This window comes from Streptomyces sp. NPDC030840 (genome assembly GCF_055572015.1).
Genome location: NZ_JBVIEE010000007.1, coordinates 322,761 through 335,816, shown reverse-complemented (window position 1 = coordinate 335,816; position 13,056 = coordinate 322,761). Strand labels below are relative to the sequence as shown.

Below are 13,056 nucleotides of genomic sequence, written 5' to 3'. Positions count from 1 at the left end.
CTGAGCCGACTGAGCCGGCTTGGCCGATCGGCGGCAGTCGCAGCGCGTGCCGCAGCCCGGGAAGGGCGCTCCGTCGGAGGGCGCGTTCGCGACACCACGGCGGCCGAGGTCGGTGTGCCGGGCCCCCGTAGAATCGGGGCCACCATGGCTTACCTCGACCACGCAGCGACGACTCCGATGCTCCCGGAGGCGGCAGAGGCCCTGACCGCCCAGCTCGGCATCACCGGCAACGCCTCCTCGCTGCACGCGGCAGGCCGCAGGGCCCGCCGCACCATCGAGGAAGCCCGCGAGACACTCGCCGAGGCCCTCGCCGCCCGCCCCAGTGAGGTCGTCTTCACCTCCGGCGGCACCGAGGCGGACAACCTCGCCGTGAAGGGCCTGTACTGGGCGCGTCGCGACGCCGACCCCGCCCGCACCCGGGTCCTCGCCAGCCCCGTCGAGCACCACGCGGTACTGGACGCCGTTCACTGGCTGGGCGAGCACGAGGGCGCCACCGTCGAGTACCTGCCCGTCGACGCGCACGGGCGTGTCCACCCCGAAGCCCTGCGCGAGGCGATCGCCCGCAACCCCGACGACGTCGCCCTGGCCACCGTCATGTGGGCCAACAACGAGATCGGCACGATCATGCCGGTCCGTGAACTCGCCGACGTGGCGCGGGAGTTCGACGTGCCGCTGCACGCCGACGCCGTCCAGGCCTTCGGTCAGGTCTCCGTCGACTTCGGCGCCTCCGGCCTCGCCGCGATGACGGTCTCCGGTCACAAGATCGGCGGTCCGTACGGGATCGGCGCCCTGCTCCTGGGCCGTGAGTACAGTCCCGTACCCGTTCTGCACGGGGGCGGACAGGAGCGCCACGTCCGCTCCGGCACGCTCGACGTCCCGGCCGTCGCCTCGTTCGCCGTCGCCGGCCGCCTCGCCGCCGAGCAGCGCGAGTGGTTCGCGAGGGAGATCGGCGCCCTGCGCGACGACCTGATCGAGGCGGTCCGCTCGGCCGTCCCCGACGCGATTCTCGGAGGTGATCCGTCCCCCGAGGGCCGGCTGCCGGCCAACGCCCACTTCACGTTCCCGGGCTGCGAGGGGGACTCGCTCCTGCTGCTGCTGGACGCCCAGGGCATCGAGTGCTCCACCGGCTCCGCGTGCACCGCGGGCGTCGCCCAGCCCAGCCACGTGCTCCTGGCCACCGGCACCGACCCCGACCTGGCTCGCGGCACCCTGCGCTTCTCGCTCGGCCACACCTCCACGGAGGCGGACGTCGCCGCGCTCGCGAAGGCGATCGGCCCGGCGGTGGAGCGGGCGCGCAGTGCGGGGCTGACCTGAGGACTGCCTGCCCCAGCCCCCTCATGGTTCGCAATGGTTCGCACCCGCGCGCACGAAAACGACCTACGAGACGGGTTCCCTTCGCCAGCATGACCCGGATCAGGTGACTGGGGGTCGCCTTCCAGTCGTGGACCTCGCGATCCACGGCCTTCCGGCCTCTCAGCTCGACCGTCGACGTCGGCATCGGCGGAAGCCGAAGCTTCTCGCCAAAGTCGGCTACTCCGGTCGAACTCCCTCACTCGTCCCGTAGGCCTGATATCAGGATAGAACGTCCATCCCGAGATGGAATACCTGAAAACATGATTTTTTCCCGCACTTGCGCCCCGCTGTCGCGGTGGGACGATGTGGGCAAATAGGCAAACCGGGCAAAAGGGAGTTCGCATGCCTGCGATCAAGGAAAGCGTCGACATCGCCCGCCGCCCCGAGGACGTCTTCTCCTACGCGGCCGACCCCTCGCACATGCCCGAGTGGCAGGAGAGCGCCGTGTCCGTGCGCCCCGTGGGAGACGCCCCGCTCGGAGTGGGCTCGCGCGTCGTGGTGACCCGCCGGATCGGCCGCCGGGAGATCCCCATGACCATGGAGGTCACCGAGCTGGACCAGCCGAGGAGCTGGCGCGCCGAAGGCGTCGACGGCCCCGTCCGCCCCCACTTGCGGGGAACGATCGAGCCGCTCGCCGACGGTGAACGGTCGCGTCTGACGCTGTCCCTCGACTTCGAGACGCACGGAATCGGCAAGCTGCTGGTGCCGCTCGTCGTCCGGCCGTATGTGCGCAAGGAGATGCCGGAGAACGAGCTGACGCTGAAGAGACTGCTCGAAGGCGGCGCGTGAACGTCGAGCCGTAGGGCCTACGCCGGGCGACCGGACGCCGCCCGCGGACTCGCGGCGGCTTCGGCTTCCGTCGCCGCCGTACGCGCCTGCCGTACGAGCCGCATGTACCGGTCCCAGTCCCAGTGCGGGCCGGGATCCGTGTGGTCCGTGCCCGGCACCTCCACGTGCCCGATGATGTGCTCGCGGTCCACCGGGATGTCGTACCGCGCGCATATGCGGGCCGTGAGCCGTGCCGACGCCTCGTACATCTCGTCCGTGAAGGAGGACGCCCGCTCCACGAAGCCCGCGTGCTCGATGCCGACACTGCGTTCGTTGTACTCGCGGTTCCCGGCGTGGTACGCCACGTCCAGCTCGCGGATCATCTGCGTGATGTGGCCGTCCTCGCGCACGATGTAGTGCGACGCCGCGCCGTGCTCCAGGTCCTGGAAGACCTTCACCGCGCTGTCGAAGCTGCCCTGGGTGACATGGATGACCACCATGTCCACCCCGTAGTCGTCGGGACGGTCCGCGCGCCGCCAGTTCGCGTCCGACGCCGACACCCAGCGGGCTCCCGCGAAGTCGACCTCGCCCTCCTTGCGTGGTTTCTCCACGCCCGGAACGCGCCACCACAGGTGCCCCAGCTCGTCGCGCGCGAACACGGCGGTGCCCGCGGCGGCCACCGCCCCGCCGATGAGCAGGGCACGCCGCCCGATCCGCCGGTCGCCGTCCCGCGGAGCCTTCCTCCGCCGGGCCCTTCGTTCTTCCATGTGATCGTGAACGGATACTCGCGGGATCCGGTTCCCGTCGCCCCGTACCCTTGAAGGGCTATGACTGAGATCTCGCAGCGCCCCCGCCCCCTCCGTGTCCTCGCCGCCATGTCGGGCGGAGTGGACTCCGCCGTCGCAGCCGCCCGCGCCGCGGAAGCGGGACACGACGTGACGGGCGTCCATCTCGCGCTGTCCGCGAACCCGCAGTCGTTCCGCACCGGCGCGCGCGGCTGCTGCACCATCGAGGACTCGCGCGACGCCCGCCGGGCAGCGGACGTGATCGGCATCCCCTTCTACGTCTGGGACCTCGCCGAGCGCTTCCGCGAGGACGTCGTCGAGGACTTCGTCGCCGAGTACGAGGCCGGACGCACCCCGAACCCGTGCCTGCGCTGCAACGAGAAGATCAAGTTCGCCGCGCTCCTGGACAAGGCTTTGGCCCTCGGCTTCGACGCGGTCTGCACGGGCCACTACGCGAAGGTGATCCTCAAGGAGGACGGCACGCGCGAGCTCCACCGCGCCTCCGACATGGCCAAGGACCAGTCGTACGTCCTCGGGGTCCTCGACGAGAAGCAGCTCGCGCACGCGATGTTCCCGCTGGGCGACACGGTGACGACCAAGGACGAGATCCGCGCCGAGGCGGAGCGACGCGGTCTCGCGGTCGCCAAGAAGCCGGACTCGCACGACATCTGCTTCATCGCCGACGGCGACACCCAGGGCTTCCTGGCCTCCCGGCTCGGCAGGGCGGAGGGCGACATCGTCGACGAGTCCGGCACCAAGGTCGGCACCCACGAGGGCGCGTACGGCTTCACGATCGGCCAGCGCAAGGGCCTGCGCATCGGCACCCCGGCCCCCGACGGCAAGCCCCGCTACGTCCTGGACATCTCCCCCGTGGACAACACGGTGACGGTGGGCCCGGCGGCCTCGCTGGACGTCTCCGCCCTGACCGCCGTCAAGCCCCGCTGGTGCGGAGTCGCCCCCTCCGGCCCGGGAACCTACACCGCCCAGCTCCGCGCCCACGGCGGCGAGACGGAGGTCACGGCGGAACTGGTCGACGGCACCCTGGAGGTGTCCTTCACGGAACCGGTCCGCGGCGTGGCCCCCGGCCAGGCGATCGTCCTGTACGACGGCACGCGCGTCGTGGGCTCGGCGACGATCGCGACGACGCGGCGGGCGACGGCCGGGGTGGCGTGAGCCGTCACGCCACTTCCACGTCGTAGAAGCACAGGTGCCCCTTGATCTCCGCGACCTCCGGCTTCGGGTCGGGGTAGGCCCACACGAGGTCGGGGGCGTCCGGGAGGGACCAGTACGAGGCCGTGCCCTTGAACGGGCAGTACGTGTGGGTCTCGGACGCGGTGAGCAGGTCCGTACGCACGTCCCCTTCGGGGATGTAGTACCGCGCGGGACAACCCGTCTCGCGCAGCACCAGGGCGCGGGTGCTCTCCGCGAGGACCTGTCCGTCGCGCACGACACGTACGTGCTCGGTGCTCTGCTCGATGGTGATGCTGTGCCCCTTGGTCACGATGATCCTCCTTGGGTGGCTCGTTTCCCCGGGTACAGCGCACGCTGCCGCTGGGTTCTTCCCCCTGGGGCCGCCGCCCGGCGTGGGGTGGTGCGAGCATGACGGCATGGCTACACATGTGATCACCGGAGCCGGCTCCGGCATCGGCGCGGCCGTCGCCCGCCGTCTGCACGCGCGCGGGGACGACCTCGTGCTGCACGCGCGCGACGCGGGCCGTGCCAAGGAGCTGTCGGCCGAGTTCCCCGGCGCGAGGACCCTGGTGGGTGATCTGGCGGACCCGGACAGGCTGTCCTGGGCCTTCTCCCACCAGTCACTGCCGGACCGGGTGGACTCCCTGCTCCACATCGCCGGCGTGGTCGACCTGGGCCCGGTCGGCGAGCTGACCCCGAAGTCCTGGCGTCACCAGCTGAACGTCAACCTGATCTCCCCGGCCGAGCTGACCCGCCACTTCCTGCCCCAACTGCGCACCGCCCGCGGGCACGTGGTGTTCGTGAACTCGGGCGCCGGCCTCAACGCCCACGCCGACTGGTCCGCGTACGCGGCGTCCAAGCACGGCCTGAAGGCCCTGGCGGACTCGCTCCGCCACGAGGAGCACGCGAACGGTGTTCGCGTCACCACGGTCTACCCCGGCCGCACGGCCAGCCCCATGCAGGCCAAGGTCCACCGGCAGGAGGGCAAGGAGTACGACCCGTCCCACTGGATCGACCCCGAGTCGGTGGCGACGACGATCCTGATGGCTCTGGATCTGCCGAGGGACGCGGAGATCAATGACGTGACGGTACGGCCGGGTCGCTGAGGCCGTCCCTGGATGCCCTCGGGGGTTACGTAGGCTTCCAGGGTGAGTGAGATCAGCCAGTTCAGGTTCGGCCCCGCCACCGGCGTCGGCTCCATGCCCGGCACCGACGCCCGCGAGGCCGCCAAGACCGTCTCCGGGACCTTCGAGGGCCCGGAGACGGGCATGCCGCACCTGCCCGAACTCCCCGCCCGCGGCCCCGGCGCCGACATGATCGGCCGCACCACCGGCCTGCTCGTCGAGCTGTACGCCCGCGTGGAACCCAGCGGCTGGCGCATCGGTGACCGGCCGGGCCGCGACACCAAGCGGGCGAGATCGTGGCTGGGGGAGGACCTCGACGCGCTCGAGGAGTTCACGCAGGAGTACGAGGGCCCGCTGAAGGTCCAGGCCGTCGGACCGTGGACCCTCGCCGCGGCACTGGAGCTGAAGAACGGCGAGGCCGCCCTCTCCGACCCCGGCGCCTGCAGGGACCTCGCCGGGTCACTCGCCGAAGGGCTGCGCACCCACATCGAGGACGTACGGCGCCGCCTACCCCGCGCCCAGGTCGTCCTCCAGCTCGACGAGCCGTCCCTCGTCGCCGTCCTGCGCGGCCAGGTGAAGACCGCCAGCGGCTACCGCACCCACCGCGCCGTGGACCGCCAGGTCGTCGAGGCCACCCTCCGGGACGTGGTCGGCGCGCACGGCCCGGACGGACCCGTCGTCGTGCACTCCTGCGCACCCGACGTCCCCTTCGCCCTGCTGCGCCGCGCCGGCGCCGCCGCGATCTCCTTCGACTTCGCCCTGCTCACCGAACGTGACGACGACGCGATCGGGGAAGCCGTGGAGGCAGGCACGAGGCTGCTGGCCGGTGTCCTGCCGGGCACCGACGGCCCATTGTCAGACCCTGCCGGTAGCGTCATGGGTGTCAGGACGCTGTGGCGCAGGCTGGGGCTGAATCCGGGGCTTCTCACGGAGGCGGTCACGGTCACGCCGTCGTGCGGACTCGCGGGGGCCTCCCCGGCGTACGCGCGCGCGGCGCTCGCCCACTGCGTCCGGGCGGCGAGATCCCTCGCGGACAACCCAGAGTAACGGGAGGACAACACGGTGGCCGGCGACAAGCAAGCGGAGACAGCGGTGCCCGCCGAGGCACGGGACAAGCACGCGCAGCTCGCTGAGCAGATCGAGGAGCACCGCTTCCGGTACTACGTGAAGGACGCTCCGGTCATCAGCGACGCGGAGTTCGACCGGCTCCTGCGCTCCCTGGAGGCACTGGAGGACGAGTATCCCGAGCTGCGCACCCCCGACTCACCGACCCAGAAGGTCGCGGGGGCGTACGAGACGGAGTTCACGGCCGTCCAGCACCGCGAGCGCATGCTCTCGCTCGACAACGCCTTCGACGACGCGGAGCTCGCCGCCTGGGCCGAGCGGGTCGCCAAGGAGGTCGGCAGCTCCGAGTACCACCTCCTGTGCGAGCTCAAGGTCGACGGCCTCGCGGTCAACCTGACGTACGAGCACGGCCGCCTCACGCGCGCGGCGACCCGCGGTGACGGCCGCACGGGCGAGGACATCACGCCCAATGTCCGGACGATCGCGGAGATTCCGGACAGGCTTCGGGGTGACCGGGTTCCCGACCTCGTGGAGATCCGCGGCGAGGTCTACTTCCCGATGGAGAAGTTCGAGGAGCTCAACGCCCGTCTGGTGGAGGCCGGTGACAAGCCCTTCGCCAACCCCCGTAACGCGGCTGCGGGTTCGCTGCGCCAGAAGGACCCGCGCGTCACCGCCACCCGCCCGCTCCACATGGTGGTCCACGGCATCGGCGCCCTGGAGGGCTTCGACGGCCTCACCCGCCTCTCCCAGGCGTACGACCTGCTCAAGGCCTGGGGCCTGCCCACCTCCCGGCACAACAAGGTGGTGGACGACCTCGACGGCGTGCGCGAGTTCATCGCGTACTTCGGGGAGAACCGCCACTCCGTGGAGCACGAGATCGACGGCGTGGTCGTCAAGCTCGACGAGATCCGCCTCCAGGGCCGCCTCGGCTCCACGGCCCGCGCCCCGCGCTGGGCCATCGCGTACAAGTACGCGCCGGAGGAGGTCAACACCAAGCTGATCAACATCCGGGTGGGTGTGGGCCGTACGGGCAGGGTGACGCCGTACGCGCAGGTCGAGCCCGTCACGGTCGCCGGCTCGGAGGTGGAGTTCGCCACACTGCACAACCAGGACGTGGTCAAGCTCAAGGGTGTCCTCATCGGCGACACGGTGGTGCTGCGCAAGGCCGGTGACGTCATCCCGGAGATCCTCGGCCCGGTCGTCGACCTGAGGGACGGCAGCGAGCGGGAGTTCGTGATGCCGGCCGAGTGCCCCGAGTGCGGTACGGCGCTGGCCCCGGCCAAGGAGGGTGACGTCGATCTGCGCTGCCCCAACTCCCGCACCTGCCCTGCCCAGTTGCGCGAGCGCCTGTTCTACCTCGCCGGCCGCAAGGCGCTGGACATCGAGCACTTCGGTTACGTCGCCGCCGCGGCCCTCACCGCGCCGCTGGAGCCGGCCGACCCGCCGCTGGTGGACGAGGGCGACCTGTTCGACCTCACCGTCGAGCAGTTGCTGCCCATCAAGGCGTACGTCCTCGACCAGGACAGCGGTCTGCCCAAGCGCGACCCGAAGACGGGCGAGGAGAAGATCGCCACGGTCTTCGCCAACCAGCAGGGCGAGCCGAGGAAGAACGCGCTGGCGATGCTGGAGAACATCGCGGCCGCCAAGGAGCGCCCGCTCGCCCGCGTCCTCACCGGTCTGTCGATCCGTCATGTCGGACCGGTCGCCGCCGAGGCCCTGGCCCGCGAGTTCCGCTCGATCGACCGCATCCAGCAGGCCACCGAGGAGGAACTGGCGAACACCGACGGTGTCGGCGCGATCATCGCGGCCTCGCTCAAGGAGTGGTTCGCGGTCGACTGGCACCAGGAGATCCTCCGCAAGTGGAGGGCCGCGGGCGTACGCATGGAGGAGGAGGGCTCCGGCGAGGACGAGGGCCCGCGCCCCCTCGCGGGGCTCACTGTCGTGGTCACTGGCACCCTGGAGCACCACACACGCGACGGCGCGAAGGAGGCACTGCAGAGCAGGGGGGCGAAAGTGACCGGTTCAGTGTCGAAGAAGACCTCATTCGTCGTGGTGGGTGACAACCCCGGATCGAAGTACGACAAAGCGATGCAACTCAAGGTGCCGGTCCTGAACGAGGAGGGCTTCGCCGTTCTGCTCGCACAGGGGCCGGAAGCAGCCGCGGACGTCGCGCTTCCGACTGAGGAGTAGCGGTTGAAGGCCACCTGTTCGGCGCATACCAGATGCATACGGGTGGCCGGGTCGCATTCGGGCAACCGTCGACGACCGCTGCCCGTGGAAGCCTTCTGCGGCCTACTGTTGAGGTGTGCGCCTGCCGTGCCCGGACGCGTGGTGGGTTTTCAGACGCGGTGCCGTTGATGGTTGTCGGGAGCATCGGGCCGCGCTGCGTGGGCACGGCCGGCTGTGAGAGGGACGGGAATGGAACCGACGGAGAGCGCCGCCCCGGACTCCCGGCTGCTTCTGCGCCGGGTGCCCGGGGCATGGCTGAGCAGCCGGCGAGCGGGTGCAGGGCGATCGTCGGAGGGCGTGAACGGCGCGCGCGTGCGTGGTGAGGACGCTGCCGTGCGCGGCGCTGTGGTGCACCTACCCGGCGCGCACGGATCGGCGCACCCCGGTGCCGAGCGCGGCGCGGGCCTCACGGGACACGAGGAGCGGCACCTGTCCTGGCCCGCGGTGCCCGCGGCGATCGTCGGCGTGGCCGGAGCGGTGCTCGGTGCCGGCTTCTACCGGGCGTTCACGGGGCATCACGCGCTCTTCCCCTCCGGTACGGCCGGCTGGTCCCTGGCCGTGCTGTCCGGCGTCATCGTCGGCCACCTGGTCGCGATGGGGCGGGCCCGCTGGTGGGGCGGCACCGGATCGGGCGCCGCCCTCACCCTCGCCGTCCTGCTGCTCTACGGCTGGGTGCCCGCCGGGATGGTCAGTCTCACCGTCGTCGTCCTCGTCGGTGCCGCACGCCGGGGCCGCTGGCGGCAGGGCGTGCTGCACGGTGCCGTCGACATACTGGGCATCGGTGCCGGCGCGCTCGTGCTCGCCGCGTTCGGGCGGGTGCCGTCCGTCGAGTCGCCGTGGAATCCCGAGAGTTGGAATGTGTACGCGGCACCCCAGGTGGTGCTCGTGGCCACGGCGTACCTCGTGGTCACCCGTGGCCTGCTCTGGTACCTCCACGCGCCCCGTGGCGGCGGCGTCCCCACGATCGCGCGGACGGCCCTGGTCAGACAGGGGCTGGTCGCGGTCGCGCTGCTCGGCATCGCGCCGCTCGTCTGTGTGGTCGCGGTCGCCCAGCCGCTGCTGCTGCCCCTGTTCGCCATCCCCCTGATCGCGCTCGACTCCACGCTGTGGATCGCCCGCGCCCGGGCGGAGGAACAACTGCGCGACCCCCTCACCGGGCTGCCCAACCGCCAGTGGCTGCTGGAGCGGACCTGGACGGCGCTCGACGACGCCGAGCGGATCGGTGCGCGGGCGGCCCTGATGCTGATCGACATGGACCGCTTCCGGTCGGTGAACGACACACTCGGGCACCTGGCCGGTGACCGGTTGCTGCTGCAGATCGCCGACCGGCTGAAGCTGGCGCTGCCGCGCGGGGCGGAGGCCGCGCGGCTCGGCGGCGACGAGTTCGCCGTCTTACTGCCGGTCGCCGACTCCACGACGTCCGCGTCGCGGGTCGCCCGCAACCTCGTCGCCGCGCTCGGCTCGCCCCTCGACCTCGACGGGCTCACCCTCGTGCTGGAGGCCAGCGCCGGGGTCGCCGTCTTCCCCGACCACGCCCTCGACGCGGAGGGGCTGCTGCGGCGGGCGGACGTCGCGATGTACCAGGCGAAGCGGGACCGTACGGGGGTGGAGGTGTACGAGTCCAAGCGGGACTCCAACACCCCAGACCGCCTCGGCCTGCTGGGCGATCTCCGGCGCGCGCTCGACGCACACGAGGTCGAGCTGCACTACCAGCCGAAGGTCCGCTTCGACGGGCAGGTCGCCGGTCTTGAGGCGCTGGTCCGGTGGGTGCACCCCGAGCGGGGCAAGGTGCCGCCGGACGAGTTCATAGCGATCGCCGAGTCGTCGGGGCTGATGCCGCACCTGACGGAGTACGTGCTGGAGACCGCGCTCGGCCAGGTCGCCGCCTGGCGCGCCCAGGGCCTGTACGTGCCGGTCGCCGTCAACGTCTCCCCGCGTGACGTGCACACTCCCGGCTTCGCGGGCTCCGTCGCCGCCCGGCTCGCCCGTCACGGAGTTCCCGCGGGAGCGCTCCAACTCGAGATAACGGAACACGTCCTGCTGGAGGACCCGCAGCGGGCCGCCGACACCCTGCACGGGCTGACCGGGCACGGCGTGAAGATGTCCCTGGACGACTTCGGCACCGGCTACTCCTCCCTGGTGCACCTGCGGCGCCTGCCGGTGAGCGAGCTGAAGATCGACCGGTCGTTCGTGGCGCGGCTGGCCGTGGACACCGAGGACGCCGAGATCGTGCGGTGCACCGTCGATCTCGCGCACTCGCTGGGGCTGTTGGTGGTCGCGGAGGGCGTCGAGGACGACGAGACGTGGGAGCGGTTGCGCGATCTCGGCTGTGACGCCGTACAGGGCTGGCTGGTCGCGGCGGCGATGCCGCCCGAGGAGACCACGGCCTGGCTGCGGGCCCGCGGCTCACGCGGCTGGCAGCGCCCCGCGGCCGCTCTCCCGGCAGCGGCCACCGACGAATAGCCCACCGGGCCACCGGCCCACCCGTTCACGCAGGCGGAGAAGCGGGCGTTCCCCCATGAGGGCCGCCCGCCGTCGGCGCCACCCCGCGCCTTGGCCCGCGCCCTCAGCTCGCCCCCGCCGCGAAGTGCTTGATCAGCAGCTCCAGGCGCCTGTCGTGCGCGCCCTCCGGCAGGCGGCCGCTGCGCATCAGGGTGACCAGGCCGTGGAGGCTCGCCCAGTACGTCTCCGTGAGCAGGCCCGGGTCGTCGCCCTCGGTCGCCGCCGGTTGCACCGCCGCGGCCAGCTCGTTGAAGGCGTCCCACAGGGCCTTGGGGGCCTCCGGGGTGGCGAACGGCAGGTCCACGGCGTGCGTGAAGATCGCGTCGTAGAGAGCCGGCCGCCGCCGGGCGAACGCCGTGTAGGCCTCGCCCACCGCCGTAAGGCCGGCCCGCGTGCCCTCGGCCGCCAGCCGCGCCGCCCGCAGCTCCGCCGCCAGCTCGGCGCAGCCCTCCACCGCGACAGCCGCCATGATCGCGTCCTTGCCCTTGAAGTGGCTGTAGAGGACGGGCTGGCTGTACTCGATCTCCGCCGCCAGGCGGCGCGTCGTCACCGCGTCCCAGCCCTCGGCCTCCGCCAGTTCGCGCGCCGCCGTGACGATCAGCTTCTCGCGCTCCGCTCGTTCGCGCTCTCGGCGCGTCTGGATCGACATGCCAGGAATTCTAGCAGCGCTAGCCATTCTGTCGATGCTCTGCTAGCTTCGCTCTCGTCCCTAGCGCTGCTAGCAAGGAGAAGAGACATGACCGTCACCGCGTACACCCTGGCCATCGTGCTCAACCTGTTCTGCCTGTTCCTCGGCTACCGGTTCTGGTTCCAGCCCGCCTCCGCCGCCGCCGGTTACGGCGTCCCGGCGGACCCCGCCGGCGACGCCGGCGCCTACCTCGCCAACAAGGGCCTCAAAGACGGCACGTTCGGCATCGTGGGTCTGGCGCTGCTGGCCTTCGTGGGGGCGCGTGCCGAGGCCTGGTTCATGCTCTGCGTGGCACTCATACCGCTCGTCGACACGCTGATAGTCCTGCGGCACGGCGGCACGAAGGCCCTGGCGTTCGGGGTCCACTTCGCCACCGCGGTCGTCGTGCTGATCAGTGCCGCCCTGCTCTTCCTCGTCTGACCACGTCGACGTCCGACCACGTCAATCGCATCGACCGGCGGTCTTGGCCATGTCGCTGTTCGTTTGGCAGTTCGACGAGTCCGTGATCGTGCGCGAGGCCGAGGCCGAGGCCGAAGTCGTCGGCCCCGCGCCCGCGACCATCCGCCTGCCGGCCGACAGCAGCCGGACCGGCGGCGCCCTGTCCATCCAGCGCGTCACCATCAAGGAGGGCGCGGACGGTGCCAAGCCGCACTGGCACGACGATTCCGCCGAGATGTACTTCCTGCTCGACGGCGCCGTGGAAATCCTCTCCGGCGAGGACGTCGTCACCGCCGAGCCGGGCGACCTCGTCATCGTCCCGCCGGGCAGGCCGCACGCCTTCGCCGCCGTCCCCGGGCCGACGCCGACATCCTCGTCGTCATCACGCCCGGCGTCGAACGCTTCGAGTACTTCCGTCATCTCCGGCGCGTCGCCCTGGGCGAGGCGAGCCCGGAGAACCTCCTCGCGGTGCAGGAGCTGTACGACAGCCACTTCCTCAAGAGCGCGGCGTGGGAGGGAAGGCGCCAGCGGCAAACCGTTGTACGGGCACGGCTCCTCGCCCCATAGGATTGGGCCCAAACACCACACACTCACCCCAGAGGATCGCTGCATGCCTGGCATCACGCGCGAGGAGGTCGCCCACCTCGCCCGGCTGGCGCGTCTGGAGCTGAAGCCCGAAGAGCTCGACCACTTCGCAGGCCAGCTGGACGACATCATCGGCGCGGTCGCCCGCGTCAGCGAGGTCGCCGACCAAGACGTACCGCCGACCTCGCACCCGCTGCCGCTGACGAACGTCATGCGCACGGACGAGGTCCGTTCGTCGCTCACCCCCGAGCAGGCGCTCTCCGGCGCCCCGGCCCAGGAGCAGCAGCGTTTCAAGGTGCCGCAGATCCTGGGGGAGGACTGATCACGT

The 13,056-nt window shown here is 71.4% G+C and carries 12 protein-coding genes and 1 pseudogene; 10 read left to right on the top strand and 3 right to left on the bottom strand.

Annotated elements, in window-relative coordinates; all coding sequences use genetic code 11:
• Positions 1-144: 144 nt before the first annotated feature.
• Both ACZ49J_RS18580 and ACZ49J_RS18575 read left to right on the top strand, forming a co-directional pair.
• Entirely contained in the window at positions 145-1,314 is a 1,170-nt protein-coding gene (locus ACZ49J_RS18580; protein WP_467449238.1) for a cysteine desulfurase family protein, read from the top strand.
• A 381-nt stretch (positions 1,315-1,695) separates the two neighbouring features.
• On the top strand, positions 1,696-2,142 hold the full coding sequence (locus ACZ49J_RS18575) for an SRPBCC family protein (protein WP_467449237.1): 447 nt from the start codon (positions 1,696-1,698) through the stop codon (positions 2,140-2,142).
• 17 nt (positions 2,143-2,159) lie between these two features.
• Here the strand turns inward: ACZ49J_RS18575 and ACZ49J_RS18570 are convergent, their stop codons facing one another.
• Positions 2,160-2,888 carry an N-acetylmuramoyl-L-alanine amidase gene (locus tag ACZ49J_RS18570; protein WP_467449236.1) on the bottom strand — a complete coding sequence of 243 codons (729 nt, stop codon included), beginning with the start codon at positions 2,886-2,888 and terminating at the stop codon, positions 2,160-2,162.
• 60 nt (positions 2,889-2,948) lie between these two features.
• On the opposite strand from ACZ49J_RS18570, the gene mnmA reads away from it, so the two are divergent.
• Positions 2,949-4,079, top strand: a complete 1,131-nt coding sequence (mnmA, locus tag ACZ49J_RS18565; RefSeq protein ID WP_467449235.1) for a tRNA 2-thiouridine(34) synthase MnmA — start codon at positions 2,949-2,951, stop codon at positions 4,077-4,079.
• A gap of 4 nt (positions 4,080-4,083) precedes the next feature.
• On the opposite strand, the gene ACZ49J_RS18560 is transcribed toward mnmA, so the two are convergent.
• Entirely contained in the window at positions 4,084-4,407 is a 324-nt protein-coding gene (locus tag ACZ49J_RS18560; RefSeq protein WP_467449234.1) for a DUF427 domain-containing protein, read from the bottom strand.
• Between the two features lie 106 nt (positions 4,408-4,513).
• Here ACZ49J_RS18560 and ACZ49J_RS18555 point away from each other — a divergent pair, with 106 nt between their 5' ends.
• From ACZ49J_RS18555 to ACZ49J_RS18540, 4 genes are all read left to right on the top strand, one after another.
• Positions 4,514-5,203: an SDR family oxidoreductase gene (locus ACZ49J_RS18555; RefSeq protein WP_467449233.1), complete on the top strand. Its 690-nt coding sequence runs from the start codon at positions 4,514-4,516 to the stop codon at positions 5,201-5,203.
• 42 nt (positions 5,204-5,245) lie between these two features.
• Positions 5,246-6,268 (top strand): methionine synthase, encoded by a 1,023-nt coding sequence (locus tag ACZ49J_RS18550; protein ID WP_467449232.1) that lies wholly within the window; start codon positions 5,246-5,248, stop codon positions 6,266-6,268.
• Positions 6,269-6,283: 15 nt separating this feature from the next.
• Complete coding sequence (gene ligA, locus ACZ49J_RS18545) at positions 6,284-8,476, top strand: NAD-dependent DNA ligase LigA (RefSeq protein ID WP_467449230.1); 2,193 nt, start codon at positions 6,284-6,286, stop codon at positions 8,474-8,476.
• 228 nt (positions 8,477-8,704) lie between these two features.
• Positions 8,705-10,978 carry a putative bifunctional diguanylate cyclase/phosphodiesterase gene (locus ACZ49J_RS18540; RefSeq protein ID WP_467449229.1) on the top strand — a complete coding sequence of 758 codons (2,274 nt, stop codon included), beginning with the start codon at positions 8,705-8,707 and terminating at the stop codon, positions 10,976-10,978.
• Between the two features lie 103 nt (positions 10,979-11,081).
• Here ACZ49J_RS18540 and ACZ49J_RS18535 read toward each other — a convergent pair whose 3' ends face one another.
• Positions 11,082-11,666, bottom strand: a complete 585-nt coding sequence (locus ACZ49J_RS18535; RefSeq protein ID WP_467449228.1) for a TetR/AcrR family transcriptional regulator — start codon at positions 11,664-11,666, stop codon at positions 11,082-11,084.
• Between the two features lie 87 nt (positions 11,667-11,753).
• On the opposite strand from ACZ49J_RS18535, the gene ACZ49J_RS18530 reads away from it, so the two are divergent.
• The 3 genes and pseudogenes from ACZ49J_RS18530 (at position 11,754) to gatC (ending at position 13,050) form a co-directional block, all read left to right on the top strand.
• Positions 11,754-12,125 carry a DUF4267 domain-containing protein gene (locus ACZ49J_RS18530; protein ID WP_467449226.1) on the top strand — a complete coding sequence of 124 codons (372 nt, stop codon included), beginning with the start codon at positions 11,754-11,756 and terminating at the stop codon, positions 12,123-12,125.
• A 49-nt stretch (positions 12,126-12,174) separates the two neighbouring features.
• Positions 12,175-12,710: pseudogene (locus ACZ49J_RS18525) on the top strand (cupin domain-containing protein).
• A gap of 43 nt (positions 12,711-12,753) precedes the next feature.
• A complete protein-coding gene (gene gatC / locus ACZ49J_RS18520) occupies positions 12,754-13,050 on the top strand; it encodes an Asp-tRNA(Asn)/Glu-tRNA(Gln) amidotransferase subunit GatC (protein WP_467449224.1) in 297 nt (98 codons plus the stop codon).
• The last annotated feature ends 6 nt before the right edge of the window (positions 13,051-13,056 follow it).